At 42.0% G+C, this 22,304-nt stretch carries 22 protein-coding genes and 2 tRNA genes; 9 read left to right on the forward strand and 15 right to left on the reverse strand.

The window, feature by feature from the left end:
• The first annotated feature begins 37 nt into the window (after positions 1-37).
• Complete coding sequence (locus tag D1164_RS03750; RefSeq protein WP_241558248.1) at positions 38-1,192, forward strand: alkaline phosphatase; 1,155 nt, start codon at positions 38-40, stop codon at positions 1,190-1,192.
• A gap of 94 nt (positions 1,193-1,286) precedes the next feature.
• On the opposite strand, the gene D1164_RS03755 is transcribed toward D1164_RS03750, so the two are convergent.
• Positions 1,287-1,374, reverse strand: a tRNA-Ser gene (locus D1164_RS03755).
• Between the two features lie 296 nt (positions 1,375-1,670).
• Between D1164_RS03755 and D1164_RS03760 the strand changes: the two genes are divergently transcribed.
• Genes D1164_RS03760 through D1164_RS03770 form a run of 3 tightly spaced genes read left to right on the forward strand, consistent with a single transcriptional unit; the run spans position 1,671 to position 5,122 of the window.
• Entirely contained in the window at positions 1,671-2,630 is a 960-nt protein-coding gene (locus D1164_RS03760) for a bile acid:sodium symporter family protein (protein ID WP_119348596.1), read from the forward strand.
• Positions 2,627-3,973 carry a 1-acyl-sn-glycerol-3-phosphate acyltransferase gene (locus tag D1164_RS03765; RefSeq protein ID WP_119348597.1) on the forward strand — a complete coding sequence of 449 codons (1,347 nt, stop codon included), beginning with the start codon at positions 2,627-2,629 and terminating at the stop codon, positions 3,971-3,973. The genes D1164_RS03760 and D1164_RS03765 overlap by 4 nt, the downstream gene beginning before the upstream one ends.
• A 60-nt stretch (positions 3,974-4,033) precedes the next feature.
• On the forward strand, positions 4,034-5,122 hold the full coding sequence (locus tag D1164_RS03770; protein WP_119348598.1) for a DNA alkylation repair protein: 1,089 nt from the start codon (positions 4,034-4,036) through the stop codon (positions 5,120-5,122).
• Positions 5,123-5,193: 71 nt separating this feature from the next.
• On the opposite strand, the gene D1164_RS03775 is transcribed toward D1164_RS03770, so the two are convergent.
• A complete protein-coding gene (locus D1164_RS03775; protein ID WP_119348599.1) occupies positions 5,194-6,516 on the reverse strand; it encodes a DEAD/DEAH box helicase in 1,323 nt (440 codons plus the stop codon).
• 83 nt (positions 6,517-6,599) lie between these two features.
• On the opposite strand from D1164_RS03775, the gene D1164_RS03780 reads away from it, so the two are divergent.
• Both D1164_RS03780 and D1164_RS03785 read left to right on the forward strand, forming a co-directional pair.
• Positions 6,600-7,187, forward strand: a complete 588-nt coding sequence (locus D1164_RS03780; RefSeq protein ID WP_119348600.1) for a zeta toxin family protein — start codon at positions 6,600-6,602, stop codon at positions 7,185-7,187.
• Entirely contained in the window at positions 7,171-7,329 is a 159-nt protein-coding gene (locus D1164_RS03785) for a histidine kinase (protein ID WP_147372013.1), read from the forward strand. The genes D1164_RS03780 and D1164_RS03785 overlap by 17 nt, the downstream gene beginning before the upstream one ends.
• Positions 7,330-7,445: 116 nt before the next feature.
• Here the strand turns inward: D1164_RS03785 and dprA are convergent, their stop codons facing one another.
• Both dprA and D1164_RS03795 read right to left on the reverse strand, forming a co-directional pair.
• On the reverse strand, positions 7,446-8,552 hold the full coding sequence (gene dprA / locus D1164_RS03790) for a DNA-processing protein DprA (protein ID WP_206610910.1): 1,107 nt from the start codon (positions 8,550-8,552) through the stop codon (positions 7,446-7,448).
• Positions 8,553-8,583: 31 nt separating this feature from the next.
• Complete coding sequence (locus D1164_RS03795) at positions 8,584-9,036, reverse strand: hypothetical protein (RefSeq protein WP_147372015.1); 453 nt, start codon at positions 9,034-9,036, stop codon at positions 8,584-8,586.
• Between the two features lie 94 nt (positions 9,037-9,130).
• On the opposite strand from D1164_RS03795, the gene aroB reads away from it, so the two are divergent.
• A complete protein-coding gene (gene aroB, locus D1164_RS03800) occupies positions 9,131-10,198 on the forward strand; it encodes a 3-dehydroquinate synthase (protein ID WP_119348603.1) in 1,068 nt (355 codons plus the stop codon).
• Position 10,199: 1 nt separating this feature from the next.
• Entirely contained in the window at positions 10,200-11,441 is a 1,242-nt protein-coding gene (locus tag D1164_RS03805) for a 3-phosphoshikimate 1-carboxyvinyltransferase (RefSeq protein ID WP_119348604.1), read from the forward strand.
• A gap of 6 nt (positions 11,442-11,447) precedes the next feature.
• Here the strand turns inward: D1164_RS03805 and D1164_RS03810 are convergent, their stop codons facing one another.
• A complete protein-coding gene (locus D1164_RS03810; RefSeq protein WP_262707157.1) occupies positions 11,448-11,903 on the reverse strand; it encodes a nucleoside deaminase in 456 nt (151 codons plus the stop codon).
• A 71-nt stretch (positions 11,904-11,974) separates the two neighbouring features.
• Here D1164_RS03810 and aspS point away from each other — a divergent pair, with 71 nt between their 5' ends.
• Positions 11,975-13,729 carry an aspartate--tRNA ligase gene (aspS, locus tag D1164_RS03815; RefSeq protein WP_119348606.1) on the forward strand — a complete coding sequence of 585 codons (1,755 nt, stop codon included), beginning with the start codon at positions 11,975-11,977 and terminating at the stop codon, positions 13,727-13,729.
• 64 nt (positions 13,730-13,793) lie between these two features.
• On the opposite strand, the gene D1164_RS03820 is transcribed toward aspS, so the two are convergent.
• The 10 genes from D1164_RS03820 to D1164_RS03865 all read right to left on the reverse strand — a co-directional run bounded on the left by D1164_RS03820 (position 13,794) and on the right by D1164_RS03865 (position 22,135).
• Positions 13,794-14,264, reverse strand: a complete 471-nt coding sequence (locus D1164_RS03820; protein WP_119348607.1) for an ExbD/TolR family protein — start codon at positions 14,262-14,264, stop codon at positions 13,794-13,796.
• A gap of 2 nt (positions 14,265-14,266) precedes the next feature.
• Positions 14,267-14,842, reverse strand: coding sequence for a biopolymer transporter ExbD (locus D1164_RS03825; RefSeq protein WP_119348608.1), 576 nt, complete (start codon positions 14,840-14,842; stop codon positions 14,267-14,269).
• A 32-nt stretch (positions 14,843-14,874) separates the two neighbouring features.
• Entirely contained in the window at positions 14,875-15,333 is a 459-nt protein-coding gene (locus tag D1164_RS03830; protein WP_119348609.1) for a hypothetical protein, read from the reverse strand.
• 9 nt (positions 15,334-15,342) lie between these two features.
• Positions 15,343-16,152, reverse strand: a complete 810-nt coding sequence (locus D1164_RS03835) for a MotA/TolQ/ExbB proton channel family protein (protein WP_119348610.1) — start codon at positions 16,150-16,152, stop codon at positions 15,343-15,345.
• A 356-nt stretch (positions 16,153-16,508) separates the two neighbouring features.
• Positions 16,509-16,596 (reverse strand) — tRNA-Ser (locus tag D1164_RS03840).
• 63 nt (positions 16,597-16,659) lie between these two features.
• Entirely contained in the window at positions 16,660-17,703 is a 1,044-nt protein-coding gene (locus D1164_RS03845; protein ID WP_119348611.1) for an asparaginase, read from the reverse strand.
• Positions 17,704-17,730: 27 nt separating this feature from the next.
• Positions 17,731-18,495, reverse strand: coding sequence for a TatD family hydrolase (locus D1164_RS03850; protein ID WP_119348612.1), 765 nt, complete (start codon positions 18,493-18,495; stop codon positions 17,731-17,733).
• A gap of 123 nt (positions 18,496-18,618) precedes the next feature.
• Entirely contained in the window at positions 18,619-19,962 is a 1,344-nt protein-coding gene (gene gdhA, locus D1164_RS03855) for an NADP-specific glutamate dehydrogenase (protein WP_119348613.1), read from the reverse strand.
• Positions 19,963-20,188: 226 nt separating this feature from the next.
• Positions 20,189-21,829, reverse strand: a complete 1,641-nt coding sequence (groL, locus tag D1164_RS03860) for a chaperonin GroEL (RefSeq protein ID WP_119348614.1) — start codon at positions 21,827-21,829, stop codon at positions 20,189-20,191.
• A gap of 27 nt (positions 21,830-21,856) precedes the next feature.
• On the reverse strand, positions 21,857-22,135 hold the full coding sequence (locus tag D1164_RS03865) for a co-chaperone GroES (protein ID WP_119348717.1): 279 nt from the start codon (positions 22,133-22,135) through the stop codon (positions 21,857-21,859).
• Positions 22,136-22,304: the final 169 nt, after the last annotated feature.

Raw genomic sequence — 22,304 nt, forward strand, 5'->3', positions numbered from 1 at the left:
ATTTGTCATTAACTCTATTAATATAAAAACAGAAAGTATGATGCAGAAAGCACTGGTTTTTTTGATTGCCCTTTTTACGGGCTTCGCATCGGTTGCCCAAAGTGAGTACCTTGATGCCAGGGCAAAAGAAGACGAAAAGCTCTACAAGGGAGGAGAATCGTATGAGGTAGAAATATTCCGGCAGGATTTCAAAAACAAAAAGCCCAAAAATGTTATTTTTATGATTGGCGACGGCATGGGAGTCAGCCACATTTTTGCTGGGCTAACAGCCAATAGAGGCAGTCTTTTCCTCGAAAACCTGAAATACATCGGTTTTTCAAAAACAGCTTCGTCCAATAAATATACTACCGACTCGGCAGCAGGAGGCACTGCACTTGCCACCGGAAAGAAAACATACAATGGCGCCATCAGTGTGGATGAAAATAAAAAGCCGTTAAAAACCATCCTGGAAGAAGCCGAAGAAAACGGACTGGCAACCGGACTGGTTTCCACATCGGCCATTACGCATGCCACGCCGGCATCGTTTATTGCACACCAGGAAAAACGCAGCATGTATGAAGAAATTGCCGGCGATTTCCTGAAAACCGATATCGACGTTTTTATTGGCGGAGGATACGACCATTTCACCAAGCGGAAAGACGGGAGGAACCTTGTCAAAGAGCTTAAGCAGAAAGGATATACCGTAGAGCAGGATATCAATAAAATTAAAAGAGTTAAAAAGGGAAAACTGGCAGGTTTAACAGCTCCTGAGCATAATCCCGGGTTGAAGGAACGCGGCGATATGCTGCCCCTGGCAACCGGAACGGCTATCAATATTTTAAGTAACCACAAAAAAGGATTCTTTTTAATGGTTGAAGGTTCTCAAATTGACTGGGGCGGCCATGCCGGAAACACAATCCAGGTCATTGATGAAGTGCTTGATTTTGACCGTGCCGTTGGAAAAGCACTTGAATTTGCCGCAAAAGACAAAGAAACGCTGATTGTTGTCACTGCCGATCATGAAACCGGAGGGATGGCTGTTTTGGACGGCAACTTTGAAACCGGTATGGTAAAGGGCGGATATGCTACCAACAGCCACACCGGCTTGATGGTCCCCATTTTGGCTTACGGCCCCGGCGCCGAAGAATTTATTGGAATCATGGAAAATACGGACGTGCATGACCGTTTAAAAAAACTACTGCTTGGAAATTAAATGATTTGATTTTTAGCTCCATAAAAAACGTCAGGCCTTCACAGACCTGACGTTTTTTGTTGTATGATATTCTTCAAACAACCCAATGTTTCTGCGGAGAGTGAGGGATTCGAACCCCCGGACCCGCAAAGCAGGTCAACAGATTTCGAGTCTGCCCCGTTCGACCACTCCGGCAACTCTCCCTTTGATTGGGCAAAAAAACGCAAAAAGTCCGGACATTCAAAAAATATCCAATCCTAAAATTGTACCGGAAACTTTGCAGCTAAAAAAGATAACTTCTTAGAAAAAAAGGGAGTAAAAAAATAAAAAAGCAGGAATTTTCATCTATTTAGAGAAAGTCCGAATTAAGAGAAACTAAATATTTCAGTCCCCTTCTTAAAATCGAAACACAAAACATCCCTTTCCCTAATTTAACACGCACTTTATTGCCGTTCCCGTTTGTTTTCCTATTTTCGGGTATCTTTAAAAATATATTAATATGAACGAAGCGCTGGAAGTCCTTGACCATGTAAGGTTAAATTTCTCCCCCTCCGGCCTGCTTGCTTTGAATGTCACCATTGCTTTTATCATGTTTGGTGTGGCGCTCGATATCAAGTGGCATCACTTCAAAGACGTTATTATGAAACCCAAATCGGCGTTAACCGGTGTGGTCTCACAGTTTATTTTGCTGCCCGCCGTTACTTTTGCCTTTATTCTGGTACTTCATCCCACGCCCACTGTGGCCCTGGGAATGATCCTGATTGCGTCGTGTCCGGGAGGAAATATTTCCAACTTCATGAGCGCCATGGCCAAAGGCAATGTAGCCCTTTCAGTAAGCTTAACCGCCATTGCCACCCTGGCCGCTACATTTATGACACCGCTTAACTTTGCCCTTTGGGGAAAACTGTACCTGAAATATTACAATGCAGCCGGTGCCGGAAATTACCTTGTCCCAATAGAGATTGACTTTTTGCAAATGGTACAAACGGTAGTCATTCTGCTCGGCATTCCGGTTATTTTGGGCCTTTTCTTCTCCCAGTATTTTCCCCGCCTCACAAAAAAAATAAAAAAACCTATCCGGCAACTTTCCATTGTCATTTTTATCGGGTTTGTAATTATTTTGTTATCAGCCAATTTCAGCAACTTTATACGGTTTATTCATATCGTTTTCCTGATTGTTTTAATCCACAATGCCCTGGCGCTGGGAACTGGTTTTTCCTTCAGTTCTTTGCTGCGTTTACCCCGCATCGATCGGCGAACCATTACCATTGAAACAGGCATTCAAAATTCAGGACTGGCCCTGGTACTCATGTTCAACCCGAAAATATTCCCTCCGGAACTTGAGTTGGGCGGAATGACTGTAATTGCCGCCTGGTGGGGCGTGTGGCATATTATCAGTGGACTGGCGCTCTCCGGTTTGTGGTCGAAAAAGCCGTTATACCAACCTGCTGTAAGATGAAATACGAAAAATGGTCGCTGGGGTACTGGTTTCTAAAGCAGTACATCATTTTTGCCGACTGGCTGATCCACAAAAAGACGGTAGTCACCGGCAAAGAGAAAATTCCAAAAAACAAACCTATCGTTTTTGCCCCCAATCATCAGAATGCACTAAGCGATCCCATGGCTGTACTGCTGAATACACGTTTTCAACCTGTCTGGCTGGCGCGGGCCGATATTTTCGGAAAATCAAAAATCGTGGATTCCATCCTGAGATTCCTGAAAATTATGCCGGTTTACCGCCTGCGCGACGGGAAAGAGAACCTGGATAAAAACGAACAAACTTTTGCCAACTCTATAAAAGTGCTGGAAAACAATTTTGCCCTGGCACTCTTTCCTGAAGCTGCCCACTCGGCAAAAAGACAGATGTTGGCACATAAAAAAGCCGTGCCACGCATCGTTTTTATGGCCGAAGAGAAAACCAGTAATCAACTCGATATTCAAATCATTCCCACCGGAATATATTACAGTCATTACTGGAAATTCAACCGCACGGTCATGATTCATTTCGGGGACCCCATCCCTGTTAAAGATTTTATGGAAACACACAGCCAGAACCCAAATGCGGCAGTAATGGCCTTAAAATCAAAAATTTATGATGGCATCCTCCCACTTATCATCAACATCAAAAGCAAAAAATATTATACCGATTTTGAAAAAATACGCGAAATGTATGGTCGCCGTTTTTTGAAGCGGCTGAATCAAAAATATTCTGCGCTGAACCTGTTCAAATCGGATCAGAAGCTGGTTCACCTTCTCGAAGAAGCGGAAACCAATTTCCCTGATGAAACCGAAAAGTTGGTGACCACAGCAAACAATATGTATGAAAAAACAGAAAGGCTAAAACTGAAAAGCTGGTTAATCAACAGGAAACAGAACCATTCTGTGCGAGTCGTTGCAAACACCTTGTTCCTGCTGATAAGTTTGCCGGTGTTTATTTATGGTTTTCTGTTTAATGCCATACCGTTTTTTCTTATTGACCGGGTTATACGAAAAAAGGTAAAAGATCCTTCGTTCTGGAGTACTTTCTTCCTCGTAGCAGGATTTATTCTGTTTCCATTATTCTACCTGCTGGAACTGCTTGCTGTTTCGTGGCTCATCCCCGGATTTTGGCTGAAAATTGCTTTTTTAATCAGCCTGCCCTTTGCCGGAAAACTGGCTTTCAACTGGTACATTCTATTGCGAAAAACCAAAGGAAGGTGCAGATTGCTTTGGTTAAAATGGTTTAACTTTACAGAATATAAACAACTTTTAAAAGAGAAAAAACAACTCTTTGAGAAACTGGATAAATTCATTATACCGTAACATTCCCCGAAGGGATAACTTAGGCAAAACCCAAGTCCAAAACATGAAAACAGCAAAGTCATGCCCGAAAAATTAAAAGACATTCTGTTTCCTCCCGAAAAAGTAAAAAAGTTTGCAGAACTGCTGCAAATAGCTTATCCTCCATTTGCAGCAGAAAAGTTTGTTGCCGCCGTGTGTGACAAGAAATGGCCGGAAAGGGAGTTGAAAGAAAAGATGCGCCACACAACACTCTGCCTTCGCAAATTTTTACCCGCCGGTTTTCATCAGGCCGTTGAAATTCTGCAGGCTATTGTTCCCAAAGTAGAAGGTTTTGAAACAATTGTATTGCCCGACTACGTGGAAGTTTACGGGCAAGACCACTGGGACATTTCACTGCCGGCGCTGGGTGTATTAACAAAATGTGGCACTTCTGAATTTGCGATTCGCCCGTTTTTAAATAAAAACCTGAAAAAGGCGATGGAATACATGTACAGATGGGCCGAAGACGAGGATTTCAGGGTAAGGCGTTTTGCAAGCGAAGGGTGCCGGCCGCGATTGCCTTGGGGAGCAGGTGTCCCGGCGCTGAAAAAAGATCCGTCTCCAATCATTCCCATTCTTGAAATGCTGAAAAACGATCCGGAACTGTTTGTAAGAAAGAGCGTGGCCAATAACCTGAACGATATTTCCAAAGACCATCCCAAACTGGTTTTGGATTTATGTGAACGTTGGCATGGCAAGTCTGAAGGTACTGACTGGATTATTAAACATGCCTGCCGTACACTCCTGAAACAGGGAAACAAAAGAGCCATGTTGCTGTTTGGGTTTGCCACCCCGGACAAGATAAAAATTGAAAACCTGAAGTTGTCAACCAGTTCCCCGAAGGTTGGAGAGAAATTGCTTTTTTCGTTTGATTTGGAACTGAATTCAGCCGCCAACCAAAAAGTGAGGCTGGAATACATTCTTCATTTTGTAAAATCTTCTGGAAAAACATCACCCAAGGTATTTCAAATCCGGGAGTCTGAACTGAAAAAGGGAATCCACAGAGTAGAAAAGCAACATTCATTTGCCAACGTGTCCACCCGGAAACATTTTCCCGGAGAACATAAACTGCAGATTGTTGTAAACGGAGAAGTTAAAGCAGAAGCAACGTTGAACCTGCTGCAGGCGTAGCGCCCGGGAACTACGATTTTTAATCGCAGAAAAAGCGGCGAATAAAATTCGCCGATCCCTATAAAGAAGTACTACCTTCTTCTTTTTGAACGTTTTTGCCTGGTCTTAGTGCGTTTAAACTTGTCTTCAAACGATCGTTTTGATTTATCCCTTTTCTTCCGCTGATGAAAAGCTCCCTGGTAGTCAGGATCATCGATTTTCCGCTGACGGTCAATTTCCCGGAGTTGACTCTGACGTTGGTCAAAATCTGTCTCTACAACCTCTACCCCCTGTGGAATTTCCTGCGGCGGTATCTCCATCCGGATCAACTCTTCTATTTTCTTCCAGTGCCACTCTTCCGACGAATCTATGAGTGTAATAGCATCGCCCTTGTTACCTGCACGCGCAGTTCGCCCAATCCGGTGCACGTAATCTTCATAATTAGGAGGCACATCGAAATTAATTACATGGCTTACCTGACTGGCATCCAAACCACGCGCAGAAACATCGGTGGTAATTAAAATACGCACCTCTCCGTCCTTAAACGCACGGATGGCATTGATCCGGGCATTTTGTCCCTTGTTCGAATGCAAAATTCGCTTTTCGCCTTCCACTTTCCGCTGAATAACTTTGAAAACCCCGTCGGCATGTTCCTTGGTTTTTACAAAAATAATAATCCGCGAAAACGTTTCTTCATCGGCCAGCAAATGCCCGAGCAGGTTCAATTTCGTACGGTAATTGGGAACCTTATAAGCTATTTGTTTTACCTCCTGAACAGGCGTTGCCGAAGGTGCCATTTCGAGTTTTTCAAAGTAATCGAGAAACTCTGTCGCCAGGCTTTCCACACTTTCTGAAAAAGTAGCTGAGAACAGCAGATTTTGCCTTTTAGAAGGAAGTATTTCGAAAAGCTTGCGCAACTGCGGAAGGAACCCCATGTCGAGCATACGATCAGCCTCATCAATTACCAGATACTTCACCTTTTTCAACGACAGAGCCCCGGCATGGTACAAATCCATTAACCGCCCCGGAGTGGCTACTAGCAAATCGACACCGGGCGCAAGCAGTTCAGCATGTTTGGTCCAGCCAATCCCCCCAAAAATCGCGGCATGCCGCAACTCCGACCTGGAAGTCAGTTCTGCCACATCTTCTCCCACCTGAATAGAAAGTTCCCGGGTTGGCACCAATACAACAACACGCGGATCATTTCCCTCGGGTTTCCGGAGTTTGGTAAGCAACGGTAACAGGTAAGCTGCCGTTTTGCCGGTCCCGGTTTGGGCAACCCCCACAACATTAGCTCCCGAATTGATTTTCGGAATGGCTTCCTGTTGAATTGGAGTTGGCTCAATAAAACCGATATCATCCAACAACTTCAGTATCGACTTGGCAATTTTAAGCTCTTCGAATGTTTTTCTCATGGTACAAAAATAGGAAAACCTGATTGATTGCAACCCGAATTGATTCTAGGTTTAATTTATATCTTTAACCCAGAATTACGAATATGCCAAATTTATATATTATTGCCGGATGTAACGGCGCAGGAAAAACAACGGCATCCTTTACCGTATTGCCGGAAATGCTACATTGCGATATTTTTATTAATGCAGATGAAATTGCGCGTGGCCTTTCTCCGTTAAACCCGGAATTGTCGTCGATTGAAGCAGGCCGGTTAATGTTAAAAAGAATCAGTGATTTTATTCCTCTTCAAAAAGATTTTGCGTTTGAAACGACCTTATCATCCAGAACATTTCGGAATACGATTCAAAATTCAAAAAAATCAGGGTACCAAACCACACTCATATTTTTTTGGCTAAATTCGGTTGAGCTGGCCTACGAACGCGTTGAAAACCGGGTATTTGAAGGAGGCCACCACGTTCACAAACATGTTATTGCCCGAAGGTACTATGCAGGAATAAGAAACCTCTTCAATATCTACATCCCCATCAGTGATTACTGGATGATTTTTGACAACTCCCAAAAAATGTCTTCTGAGCTAATTGCTGAAGGAATAAAAAGTAAATCGAGCATTATAAAAAATATTACTAAATTTGACCGCTTAAAAATTATGGCTGATGGAGATGAAAAATAGAAATGAAATTAGGGAGAAGGTTTTAAAGGGTCTTGAAATCTATCAGGAAAGACTTATTCAAACAAAAAAAGTAAGAAACCTTGAATTGGTTGTTTCGGACGACGAAGGAAGGGTTGTACGTATTCCCGCTCACGAACTCTAAGCCGCTAAATCAGTTCTTATACCCGCTCATTAAATTCGACAATGTTAATTTTATCCTGTTCAAATTACAGCAGGGTAATTCTTTTTCGTTTTTTGTAACTCAACAGAATAGTTAAACTATTTCAACCGGTATATCTTCCCCGGCAAAGCCACCAGTAAATTCTTAAACTCCATATTTAGCAGCAATGCTGAAACCCGGCTCCCCGGAATTTTCAGTTCAGCCGAAATCTGGTCAATAAACAAATCGCCTTCTTTTTTCAACAACTCAACCACTTTTTCTTCTTCAGGAGATAAATCAACGAACAACATTGGCTGCACCACTTTTTCTTTTTCAGTGGTTTCCCATCCCATAAAATATTCCAAATCATCGATTCCCTGAATCAGGCTGGCACCGTTCAACCGAATCAGTTTGTTACAACCTCTGGAATACGGTTCGTCGGTTCGCCCCGGAAAAGCAAATACGTCGCGGTTGTATGACGAAGCCATTTCAGCTGTAATCAGCGCTCCTCCTTTTTCTGCCGACTCAACCACAATAGTGGCATCGGCCAGCCCCGCAACAATTCGGTTACGCCGGACAAAGTTGGAGGGGTCAATGGAAGTTTCGCTGGGAAAATCGGAAATCAGTCCTCCGGTTTCGAGCATCTTTCGGGCAGTATCAGCGTGTAACGACGGATAAATTCTATCCATTCCATGCCCGACCACAGCTACGGTTGGAATATTATATTTCAAGGCCGATTTGTGTACATGAATGTCAATTCCGTAAGCTAAACCACTCACCACCAACACCGAATAATTTCGTTCTGAAAAAGCATGAATGAGTTGGTCACAAATCATTTTCCCGTAATCAGTGGCATTCCGTGTTCCCACCATACTTACCACCCGCTGTTCATCAAGGTTCATATTCCCCTTCGAATAAAGAATAACAGGTGCATCAGGACAGGACTTCAATCGTCTCGGGTAATTCTTATCGGTGTAAAACCAAACATTGATATTATTCTTTTCAATAAAAGCCAATTCTTTTTCTGCCCTGTCAAAAATGCTGGTGTTTTTTAATCGTTTGGCATTCACCTCACCAATTCCGGGAATTTTAACCAAAGCTTTGTGAGGTTCTGAAAATACCTGCCTGGCGCTGCCGGTGTATGCCACCAGGTTACGCGCCAACACGCCTCCAATTCCTGGTGCCAGTGAAAGCGCTACTTTATAGAATAGTTCATTTTTCATCATGTTTTCGAGGGAAAATTAAACGACTGAAAAACTATACACCCATAATTTGTAAGAACCTTTCTTTTAACCTTTTTCTTTCTTCCCTTGGAAGTGCAGTTAAACTCACCGACGGATATTCTGCCATACCACGCCTGGTTTTCACAATAAGGGTAAGGTCAGACATTTTTCCGAAGAACGAATTTTCAAAATGGGCGTTATGCAATATTTGCTGAGGAAATTCAATCGAATTGAAACTTGTTTTACCAAAACGAACAGCTTTGTAATACCTTAATACAATTCTATCATTAGCATCGTTGAATTCGATAAACTGGTAGTCGGCCACCTGGAAAAACAGAAACCATAATGCAAAAACGCCTACCGCTGCGATGCCGTAAAGGGTGAAATCAAGCAGGAACAAACCCAGTGCTGTTAAAGCAATTACAAGGCTTACCAGAAAAAAAAGGCGTCGCAAAAAAACGGTTTGTGGTTTATTTGAAATAGTCATTTTTATAATTTTTTGTAAAATAACGGTCTCATTCATGCCTCACAAAACCGCAAAACAAATTTATTGTAACTTTACCGCAATTTAGCAGGTAACTATGGGAAATTCAAAAATTTATTCAAAAATAATTTATACCACGTCTCCTGAAAACGAATTAAACCAATGGATTGACAAGTATGAAAAGGGGAAGGTTTTTATTGCCACTGAAGAAAATGTGGATCAGTTGTGGATGCCACAATTCAACTCCTTCCTGGACAAACATTTTATCCGGAAGGTAGTTGTAACGTCGGGAGAGAAGAACAAGAAACTGAATTCAGTAACTGAAATATGGGAGTTTTTATCGAAAAACGGCGCTGACCGCAAATCGCTTCTTATTAATTTGGGCGGTGGTATGCTTACCGATTTGGCAGGATTTGCCGCATCAACTTTCAAGCGCGGTATCGATTTCCTGAATATCCCGACCACGCTCCTTTCCCAGGTGGATGCATCAGTGGGAGGGAAAACCGGTATTAACTTCAACGGACTGAAAAACGAGATAGGAACATTTAAAGAACCGGTAGCGGTCATTATTAATTCCCGGTTTCTGCAAACAATCGATCCTGAAAATTTTCTTTCCGGCTTTGCTGAAATGATTAAACATGGTTTGATTAAAAGCCCGGCACACCTTGAAGAGTTGGAAAATTTTAACCTAAAAAAAATCGATTACCAGAATTTGCAGGAAATCATACGACATTCGGTAGAGGTGAAAGAATATTTTGTCGGTCATGATCCAACAGAAAAAAATATTCGCAAAGCACTGAATTTTGGGCATACAGTAGGCCACGCTTTCGAAAGCTTTGGCATGGGACAAAAAAATCAGGCATTACATGGATACAATGTGGCCTGGGGAATGATTGTCGAGCTTTATCTTTCTGTAAAAGAATGTGGACTTGATGAAATGGAATGCACTAAAATAACAAACTGGCTGCTCTCAATTTACGGAAAGATGAACATCGAAAAAGATGACTTTGAACGCCTTTATGAATTGATGACTCACGACAAAAAAAATGAAGCAGGCAGAATCAACTTCACCCTGCTTCCTGAAATAGGTCGGATTGAAATCAACCAACACTGTAATAAAGAGCTGATTTTTGACGCATTGGAATATTTCCGAACCATTCAGTAAAATGAAATATATTGTATCTACGCAAAACAAAACAGTGAACGGAAACATTGACCTTCCGGCATCCAAAAGTATCAGTAACCGGGTGTTAATTATCAACGCACTGTGCTACAACCCCTACCCTGTCCACAATCTGTCGGACTCTGATGACACGTGCGTACTGAAAAAAGCGCTGTTTTCCAATCAAAATAAATTCGACATCGGCCATGCAGGAACAGCCATGCGTTTCCTTACGGCATTTCTTTCCAAAATTGTAGGTGAATGGGAAGTTACTGGTTCGCAACGAATGAAGCAGCGCCCCATCGGAATTTTGGCAAATGCATTAACCCAGTTGGGTGCTAAAATCGAATATCTTGAAAAAGAAGGATTTCCTCCAATTAAAATATACGGGTCACACCTGAAAGGCAAAACACTGGAACTGGACGGTAGCATTTCAAGTCAGTACATTTCTGCTTTGCTGATGATTGCCCCCACGATTGAAAACGGGCTGACGCTAAAGCTAAAAGGGGAAGTCACCTCGCAGTCGTACATTGATTTGACTTTAAAGCTGATGGCCAGGTTTGGGATACAATACAACTGGAATAAAAATATCATTCATGTTCCGGAGCAAAACTACCTTCCCGGAGAGTTTACCGTAGAAGCCGATTGGTCGGGCGCATCTTACTGGTACCAGATTGCAGCTCTGGCGGAAAAGGGCGAAGTGCTTTTGAAAAACCTGCAACTCGACAGCCTGCAGGGAGACGTAACCATTGCCGGTTGGTTTGAACAATTCGGGGTAAAATCGGAGCAAAAAAAGGATGGTGTTTTGCTTATCAAAACAGAGAATATAAAACCGGAAAAGCTGACACTCGATTTTCTGGAAAATCCGGATATGGCTCAAACCTTTGCCTGCTTGTGTGTGGCACAAAAAGTGCCGTTCCACTTTTCCGGATTAAAGACACTAAAAATAAAAGAAACCGACCGGATTTTTGCCCTGCAAAACGAACTGGCAAAGTTTGGTGCTGCATTAACGGAACCATCAGATGGTGAACTGGCATGGGATGGAAACTTTGATTCCGCAGCAGAAGGGAAAATCCCGCTTATAAAAACATACCACGATCACCGCATGGCGCTGGCATTTGCGCCACTTGCCCTGGCCGGATTCAAAATGGAAATAGATGACCCGATGGTGGTCACCAAATCATACCCTTCCTTTTGGGAAGACCTGAAAAAAATAGACTTTCAAATTGAAAATATGACATCGTAATCGCCGCTACCTTCTTTCCCTGAAAAATTCCTGCATTAGTTCGGAACACTCGGTTTCCAAAACCCCACCAATCAGCTCCGTTTTCGGGTGAAGAGCTTTAGGGGCAAATTTTCGGAAACCCCTTTTAGGATCTGAAGCCCCGTAAACGATTTTTCCGGTTTGTGCCCATCCCAATGCTCCGGCACACATCGCGCACGGTTCCAGGGTAACATACAGGGTACAATCACCAAGGTATTTGCCTCCCAATAAATTAGCAGCGGCGGTAATGGCCTGCATCTCAGCATGTGCTGTTACGTCGTTCAGTGTTTCGGTTAAGTTGTGTGCACGGGCAATAATTTTCCCGTTAGCCACGACCACAGCTCCCACCGGCACCTCTCCTTTCTCAAAAGCCTGCAGGGCTTCCGAGAAGGCTTTTTTCATAAAATATTCATCGCTAAACGGTTCAATCATATTGATTCTCAAAAGGATTTTAATTAGAGGTTGAAATTGCTAAAAACTTCTTATTTTCGCAACTGAATCATAAAAAAGGTATTATGTACAGAACACATACGTGTGGAGAATTGCGCCCGGAAAACATTGGGAAAGAGGTAATACTGGCCGGCTGGGTTCAGCGGGTGAGAGATTTGGGTGCCATGTCGTTTATCGACTTACGTGACAGGTACGGAATCACTCAGTTAGTAGCGGATGAAAACACTTCCGAAGAGGTGAAGAAAACCCTCGAAGAACTGGGAAGGGAATTTGTTATACAGGTGACCGGAACTGTTCGCGAACGCTCCAGCAGAAACAAAAATATTCCGACAGGAGATATCGAAATAGAAATTTCAGGATTAAAAATTCTTAGTCCTTCGGCTGTGCCTCCTTTTACAATTCAGGATGATACAGACGGGGGCGATGATCTGCGTATGAAATACCGTTATCTGGATTTGAGACGGAATGCAGTGCGAAAAAATCTGGAACTACGTGCCCAAATGGCTCATGCGGTGCGTTCATTTCTCACGGCAAATGATTTTATTGAGACAGAAACACCTGTTCTAATTAAATCAACACCAGAAGGAGCACGCGATTTTGTAGTGCCGTCCCGAATGAATCCCGGAGAATTTTATGCTCTGCCCCAGTCTCCACAGATATTCAAACAACTTTTGATGGTAGCAGGCTTCGATAAATATTTCCAGATTGTAAAATGCTTCAGGGATGAAGACCTCCGTGCCGACCGTCAACCTGAATTTACACAAATTGACTGTGAGATGTCTTTTGTGGAACAGGAAGATGTTCTGAATACCTTTGAAGGTCTTACCAAATATGCTTTTAAAGAGGTACTGAATGTGGAAGTGGATAATTTTCCACGGATGCCCTATACCACTGCCATGGAAAAATATGGGTCTGACAAGCCGGATATCCGGTTTGAAATGTTACTGAATGACCTTACGGAACAAGCAAAAGGGAAAGGGTTTGTCGTTTTCGATTCGGCAGAATATATCGGGGGAGTTTGTGCCAAAGGCTGTGCCGGTTACTCGCGAAAGCAGACAGATGAACTGACCAACTGGGTAAAACGTCCTCAAATTGGGGCCAAAGGTCTTGTTTATGTAAAATACAATGAAGATGGAAGCCTTAAATCCTCTGTCGATAAATTTTATTCACCGGAAGATTTAAAAGCCTGGGCGGAAAAGCTCCAGGCCGAGCCGGGCGATTTAATGCTGATACTTTCAGGAGAGAAACAGCCCACAATAAATGCACTGGGTGAACTTCGCCTTGAAATGGGTAACCGTTTGGGACTGCGCAAAAAAGGAACTTTTAAACCACTTTGGGTTATCGATTTCCCGTTACTGGAGTGGGACGAAGAGACAAAACGCTTCTTTGCCATGCACCACCCATTCACCTCACCCAAACCCGAAGATATTTCCCTCTTGGATTCAGAGCCGGGGAAAGTCAGGGCGAATGCTTACGACCTGGTTATTAACGGGGTGGAAATTGGCGGTGGTTCAGTTCGTATTTTTGATTCGGAATTACAGGCAAAAATGTTTGACATACTCGGCTTTACTCCCGAACAGGCAAAGGCACAGTTTGGATTTTTGATGAACGCATTTAAATATGGAGCGCCACCCCATGCGGGCATTGCTTTTGGATTCGACCGGTTAGTATCGTTATTTGCAGGACTTGATTCTATCCGCGACGTTATTGCATTCCCAAAAAACAATGCCGGACGCGATGTAATGAATGATTCGCCTGCTCCTGTATCGAAAGAACAATTGGATGAGTTACACCTTCAACTAGTGAAAAAAATAAAATGAAAATAAAATAAAGACATAAAAAAAGGAAGCATTGGCTTCCTTTTTTTATGTCGTAACTCATTTGTTATCTTTCCACTCTCTGGCGCGATGAATAGTTAATATGCAACGCAGCAGATTTACGAAGTTCCTGTTTTATATCGGTTACAATACCCATTTTGGTATTTTCATCCACTTTCAGCGAAGTAATCATATGAGGTCTTTCTTCCTCAGAACGAGCTTCTCTTTCTGCAATAACGTAGTCTTGTATATCAGCTACATTTGCAAACTGATCATTCAGCTGAATCCGGGATGCCAGCCCAAACGTTTTTTGGTATTGCTGTAATGGTTCCCCAACATAAATATAACTTACGAGAGATTTCTTCTCTAACTTGCTCAATTCAGTAGCTTCCGGGAGTCTAATTTGAACCTTGTAAGTAACCTCCCGCATGGTAGTACTTACCATAAAGAAGAACAGCAACATAAATACAATGTCAGGTAATGAAGCTGTTGATATGGGAGGAAGATCTTTCCCTCCTTTTTTTCTAAACTTACTCATACTTAATTTCCTCCTACCTTTTTAGGTTCAGCTTCCGATATTTTGGAAGGATAAATTTCTCGAACAGCCTCTTGTTGCTCCTTATCCAAATCCTCATAGGATTTTCCAAATTGCTCTTTAGATAATTCTTCTCTCAATTCATTAATGGCAGCAACCAGTTCATTTTGAACAGCAATATATGTCCCGTATTTGGTATCCATGTCGTTTCGCAGCGAAATAACCCCTTTGGTAACCATTACTTCTCCGAAGTATGGAACTTGTTTGGGTTCTTTTTCAGGCAAATTTTCCTCATTATAAGGGTTTGCCATAAATTCTTTTGCCCGCTCGCGTAAGTCATCGATATTGGCGTACTCCCCTTCCACCAGTAAATCATTGTTCCGGTTTACCAAAACAACAAATACATTTCGTTCGTTAATCCTGTCATCGTTTTCGAGTTCTTCAGGATCAATCCATTGAGGTAGCCTTCTTTCCAAACCGCTGTCAACGTCCATTGTGGTTGTTACCAGGAAAAAGATGAGCAACATAAACGCTATATCTGCCAACGAGGTTGCCGGCACTTCAGGTGTTTTTCTAGCCATAATTAATTTTCCTGTTTTTTACCAAACCTAAACTACTTAAATAAACGGGTCAACGAAGAATAGGCGATAGATAAAACGGCCAATCCCAACAAAATATATGTTGCATATAAACCAGCATCTACCAATTTCGCCACTTGCTGTGTAAGTGTCCCGTCGTTAATAAACTTCTGTACTCCAACAAACTGGGGTATTGCATCTGATGCAAGCAGGTATGAGAGAAGAGCAACCACTCCGAGAAAAGCGATGGAGAGAAGACCTTTCTTCGCTGCTTTGATATCAGTAAACATATGAAATAAACTGGCAAGTACTGCTATTCCAGCACCAACAACCAGTAATATATAGGCCCATACCAGATTGGAATTAATCCAGCTTCCCATTGTAGGATCCATCTCATTTTCGCTAATGTTAACCATCATTGAAACAATAAGAACCGCTGAAACAATGAGCAGGACCCATAATAAAATGGTAACTATTTTTCCTACTTTTTCCATGAGAAGTTCTTATTTTTTCATTTGATGTTTAACCAACAGGTCCAATAATGAAATGGAAGCATCTTCCATATTATTGACAATGCTGTCAATTTTTGAAACACAATAGTTATAAAAAATCTGAAGAATAATGGCAACTAACAAACCAGATACGGTTGTAATCAAAGCCACTTTAATACCACCGGCAACCAATGCGGGAGAAATATCCCCGGCGATTTCGATAGCATCAAAAGCATCAATCATACCAATTACAGTTCCCATGAATCCAAGCATCGGTGCCAAAGCAATAAACAGGGCAAGCCAGCTCAAACCTTTTTCAAGCAAACCTGCCTGAACTCCACCATAAGAAATAATTGATTTTTCAACCACTTCAATTCCATGATCGAAACGATCAAGTCCCTGATAGAAAATACTTGCAACCGGTCCGCGTGTTTTTCTGCAAACATCTTTTGCTGCTTCAACGCCACCGCTTTCAAGTGCTTGTTCTACATTCGCCAACAGTTTTTTGGTGTTGCTTGTTGCAAGATTCAGGTACAATACCCTTTCAATTGCAAATGCCAAACCAAGAATTAATGCAATCAATACGAACGACATAAAGGTTGGTCCACCTTCAATAAATTTTTGTTTCAACTGACTGTGCAACGATTTTCCTTCTTCAGCAACAGCTGCTGCTTCTTCAACCGGATCAGCTGTCATATCCACCTGCTCTTCCTGAACAGTTGAGGTGTCTTGCATTGCTGTGTTGTCTTGTGCAACTACGGCATTCGATGCTATAAAAAGCAACATTCCGGTAAATGCCATTAACGCGAATAGTTTTTTCATAATTAATTTGAATTTTTAATTAATAATCTCCTTGATTTTTTGTTCTATTTTGAATTTTATAAATTTTTTCACAACAAATAACACGTTTTCCTGCGAAAAAATCAAATATATCAACTTAAAAATTATATCCCTCAATACTTTTAAAGAACTTTTCTTTGGGGGGTGCTTCTCTTCAAGCGGAAAACTTACCGGAATAATATATTTTCACAGTTGTTTACCAAATAAGTATACTTGCTTTTTCCTGAATTGTGAATTTTCAGAAGTCCTCTTCCATCATATGAAAAAGCAAAAAATAAATTCCGTCAGATTCACTTTTCAGAATATATGCGAAATAACACGTTCTCTTTTAAATTAAGCGGAGAGAGGGGGATTCGAACCCCCGGTACCGTTTTGCAGTACACACGCTTTCCAGGCGTGCCAGTTAAGCCACTCCTGCACCTCTCCAGGTTTTTCCGGCATGCCAGAAAAAGGTGCCGCAAAGTAATAAAAATTTACGAAATTATAGTACTAATTACTTATTTCACCACGCAGGTTTTTATTCAGATATATTTTAACCTGTTCCGTAGAAAATCCCTGTCCTAATAAAAACATGAGTTTGGTAACAGCTGCTTCAGTAGTCAAATCCTTACCGGAAATAACACCGGATTTCAAAAGTTCAATACTTGTTTCATACTGTCCCATTGAAACCCTGCCTCCCTGACACTGTGTTACATTCAATATTACTATATCTTTTTTGAGCGCCCTTCTGATACAATTGATAAGCCACCTCGAAGTCGGTACATTTCCAGACCCGAAGGTTTCTAAAACAACACCTTTTAACCCGGGAATACAAAGGATTGAGTCAAATACTTTCTGATTAATTCCGGGAAACATTTTCAAAATCACTACCTGATCGTTGATTTGCGTATTGACTTTTAAAATCCCTCTGTTCTCAGGATAATGAATAAACTCCTTCCTAAAACGAATATCTACTCCTGCCACAGCCAGTTCAGGATAATTCACTGAATGGAATGCACTAAACTGATCTGCATCGCGTTTTACTGTGCGGTTACCCCGGTACAATTTAAAATCAAAATAAATACACACCTCGGGCACCAACGCAGAGTCTTTTTCCTTTGCTGCTGCAATCTCAACTGATGTAATCAGGTTTTCCTTCCCGTCGGTGCGCAATGTACCGATAGGGAGCTGGGAGCCTGTAAGAATAATCGGCTTATCGAGGTTTTCAAACATGTAACTAAGTGCTGACGCAGTGTAGGCCATGGTATCTGTTCCGTGCAAAACCACAAAACCATCGAACTGGTTGTAATGTTTTTCAATGGTTTTGGCAATTTTTATCCACACTTGCGGAGTTACGTTTGAAGAATCAAGAGCTGGATTGAAGGTAATGGTTTTAATATTGTAATCGAATTTATTCAATTCGGGGACTTCTTCTTTAATCTGGTCAAACTTTACAGGAGTCAGGGTCCCTGAATGGGGACGCTGAACCATACCAATAGTCCCGCCTGTATATACAATTAAAACAGAAGGCCTTGTTTTGTCCGACTTTACCATAGTCGATAATAATTTTGAAACAAACTATTAAATCCGGAATAAATTCCGGGCATTTTCTGAAGTTATTTCCGCCAGTTCACTTACCGAAAGGTCAAAAACTTTTGCCACTGCCTGCGCAACATATACCAGGTAAGCACATTCGTTTCGTTTCCCACGTTTCGGAACGGGTGTCAGGTAAGGAGCATCAGTTTCAAGCACCAGATTTTTAAGAGGGACATTCTTTATTATTTCAGACAAATTACTGTTATTGAAAGTAATAACTCCCCCAACGCCTATCAGAAAGCCCAAATCGATAATTTGGTTTGCTTCTGCTTCATCTCCTGAGAAACAATGAAAAATCCCTTTCAGATTTCCATCCTGCTCCTCTTTCACAATAGAAAATACTTCATCAAAAGAGTCACGTACATGAATTACAATTGGAAGCTGATGCGACTTTGCCAATTTTATCTGATACCTGAATGTATCCTGCTGCTCTTTCAAATATGTACGATCCCAATGCAGATCTATACCGATTTCACCTACGCCATAAAATTTCCGCTTGTCAAGCCAGTATTCTACAGCCTGAAGTTCTTCTTTATAATCGGCGCCTACCGATGTCGGATGCAACCCCATTAGCGGAAAACACAAATGAGGATAGGCATCGTTTAAATCAAGCAGGCGCTTCACCGAACCTGAGTCAATATTCGGAAGGATTATCTTCTTAACGTCGTTATCATAAGCACGTTGTAAGACTTCATCCACATCGTGCAAAAAATCCTCTGAATAAATATGAGCGTGCGTATCAATCAGCATGTCAAAAATTCAAATTTTGACAAATGTAGGAAAGTGTTTTATTCCGAAACAATTTTCAATTTTATCAATAGATTAAATTTTCAAAATAAAATACCTGAAAAACAAATAAGTGTGAAGAGAATATCACACCACGCCCTGTGCTAACATAGCATCTGCGACTTTCACAAAACCACCCACATTGGCACCTTTCACATAATCAATCTTATTTTTGGCACCTTTAGTTAACCCATAGTTAACACACGTTTCATGAATGCTTTCCATAATTACCTTCAGGCGGGCATCCACCTCTTCACGGGGCCAGCTGATACGCATACTATTTTGCGACATTTCGAGACCCGAAACCGCTACTCCTCCTGCATTTACAGCTTTTCCCGGAGCATAAACCATTTTTTCCGTAAGGTATTCAGCTGCCTCTGCAGTACATCCCATATTGGAAACTTCTGCCACCAAAGTACAATTATTTTTAACCAATTCTTTTGCATCCTCCAGGTTCAATTCATTTTCAGTAGCACAAGGCATAGCTATATTTACCGGAACTTCCCACGGACGTTTTCCAGGGATGAACCTGGCGCCAAATTCAAGGGCGTAAGGTTCCACTACATCATTATTGGAAGCTCGCAGTTCCAGCAGATAATCCACCTTTTCCCCATTAATCCCTTCCGGGTCATAAATATACCCGTCTGGCCCCGAGATGGTAACAACTTTTCCACCGAGCTCATTGATTTTGTTAATGGCTCCCCAGGCCACATTTCCAAAGCCGGAAACCCCAACGGTTAATCCCTGAATATCCTTATCCACGCGATGCAGCATGTGCTGTACAAAATAAACAGCTCCAAAACCGGTGGCTTCAGGTCTGACGAGGCTGCCACCCCATGAAAGTCCTTTCCCGGTAAGCACTCCGGTAAATTCGTTTTTCAGCCGTTTGTATTGCCCGAATAAATATCCTATTTCACGGCCTCCTACTCCAATATCACCGGCCGGAACATCGGTATTCGCACCAATATGCCTGTACAGTTCACTCATAAACGACTGGCAAAAGCGCATGATTTCCCCATCAGATTTTCCTTTTGGACTAAAATCAGAACCACCTTTACCCCCTCCCATTGGAAGAGAAGTAAGACTGTTCTTGAAGGTTTGTTCAAAACCCAAAAATTTCAGAATACTCAACGTCACACTGGCGTGAAAACGAATTCCTCCTTTATAGGGCCCTAATGCCGAGTTGAACTCCACCCTGTAGCCACGATTAACCCGTACTTCTCCACGGTCGTCAACCCAGGGTACCCGAAACATGATAACGCGCTCCGGTTCGACCATTCGTTCCAGAATATTAGCCTGCCGATAGCGGGCGTTCTGCTGATAAAAGTCCCAAACAGAACCGATTACTTCTTCTACTGCCTGGTGAAACTCTTTTTCTCCGGGAGTCCTATTTTCGAGATCCGCAATGAACTCATTTATGTCTGCTTTCATTTCATCAATGGTTTAAAATAAAGGAGCAAAGTTGCCAACTTATTTAAAATAAAACAAAGGAAATCGCCACAATTACAACTCGAATAAAAGACTCATTAAAAGCGAGTTGACATACATTCGAAAAATGTTAGACAACAGCGTCTGACAATCGTCAGTATTTGGAGGGAAAAAATAAAGCCTTCCCCCGTAAGGAAAGGCTTTACTTAAATTTTATCTGAGCAGTTTTTTACATCATTCCACCCATTCCACCCATTCCGGGACCACCTCCATGCATTGCCGGAGGATTATCTTCTTTTTCTTCTACAATTACAGTTTCTGTAGTCAGAAGCATACCTGCAATTGATGCGGCATTTTCAAGGGCAATACGAGCCACTTTTGCCGGATCAATAACACCCGTTTCATAAAGGTTCTGGTATTCGTCGATGCGGGCATTGTAGCCAAAGTCGCCTTTCCCCTCACGAACTTTCTGAACAACAACAGCGCCTTCTTTTCCGGCATTTTCAACAATCTGACGAAGCGGTTCTTCGATAGCCCGTTTCACGATTTCGATACCTGTTTGTTCGTCTTCGCTTTCTCCTTTGAGCTCATCCAATACCTGAATAGCACGCAGGTAAGCAACACCACCACCGGGAACAATTCCTTCTTCAACGGCTGCACGCGTTGCACTCAGTGCATCATCAACGCGGTCTTTTTTCTCCTTCATTTCTACTTCTGAAGCAGCGCCAACATAAATTACTGCAACACCACCGGCCAATTTAGCCAAACGCTCCTGTAGTTTTTCCCTATCGTAGTCTGATGTAGTAGCTTCAATCTGTTTTTTAATCTGAGAAACGCGGGCAGCAATAGCCTCCTGTGCTCCGGAACCATTTACGATAGTTGTATTTTCTTTATCAACAGTAATTTTTTCTGCCTCTCCCAACATATCGATGGTAGCTTGTTCAAGCTTCATCCCTTTTTCTTCGGTGATAACACTTCCTCCGGTAAGAACGGCAATATCTTCGAGCATTTCTTTCCGGCGATCGCCAAATCCAGGAGCTTTAACGGCACATACTTTCAGTGATCCTCTCAAACGGTTCACTACCAAAGTAGCCAAAGCTTCTCCATCTACATCTTCAGAAATAATCATCAACGGACGTCCAGTCTGAGCAGTAGCTTCCAACACCGGAAGCAGATCCTTCATGGTGCTGATCTTTTTATCATGAATCAGGATATAAGGATTTTCAAGCTCGGCAGCCATTTTTTCAGCATCTGTTACAAAATAGGCTGAAAGATATCCGCGATCGAACTGCATTCCTTCCACAACATCAACATAGGTATCGGTACCTTTTGATTCTTCGATAGTGATGACACCTTCTTTATGTACTTTTTGCATTGCTTCAGCAATCAAAGCACCGATAGCTTCATCGTTATTCGCTGAAATTTTTGCAACTGATTCAATTTTTTTGTAGTCGTCGCCAATGGTTTGTGCCTGGTCTGCTAAACTGCCAACAACCTGGATAACTGCCTTGTCAATACCACGCTTCAAATCCATCGGATTAGCACCTGCTGCAACGTTTTTCAAACCAACTGTAATAATCGACTGTGCCAAAACAGTAGCAGTAGTAGTTCCGTCGCCGGCATCGTCACCAGTTTTAGAAGCCACTTCTTTCACCATTTGTGCTCCCAGGTTTTCATATGCATCGGGAAGCTCAATTTCTTTGGCAACGGTTACACCGTCTTTGGTAATTTGAGGTGCGCCAAATTTTTTCTCAATAACTACATTACGGCCTTTAGGCCCCAATGTGACTTTCACAGCATTAGCCAACTGGTCAACACCTGATTTTAATTTGTCTCGGGCATCAACGTTGAATTTAATTTCTTTTGCCATTTTTATTTACTTTTTTTGAATTTAAAATTAAGCGATGTACAATACATCAGATTGTGACATAAGCAGGAAGTCCTCGCCGTCAATATTCAACTCAGTGCCGGAGTACTTGCCGTAAACAACAACATCCCCCACTTTCACTTCCATGGGTTCGTCTTTTTTAGCCGCTCCAACCAACACTACTTTTCCTTGTTGTGGTTTTTCCTTTGCTGAATCGGGGATGATAATCCCGCTTTGAGTCTTTTCTTCTGCTTCCTGGGGGCTTACCAGGATTTTACCTGCCAGAATTTTACCTTTTAGTTCTGCCATTGTTTTTTCCGTTTTATTATTAAACATACTTTTCAAAAATCGACACACTGCCTAATCACATTCCGTACCAAAAAATCCGGTATAGATTTTTCCCGTCAGAAATGGACAAAATTACACCTCTCAAAAAACAAGACAAAGCAAAAAGCCACACAACACCCTAACAATCAAA

The sequence above is a fragment of the Mariniphaga sediminis genome (assembly GCF_003573545.1).
Taxonomy (GTDB): Bacteria; Bacteroidota; Bacteroidia; order Bacteroidales; family Prolixibacteraceae; genus Mariniphaga; species Mariniphaga sediminis.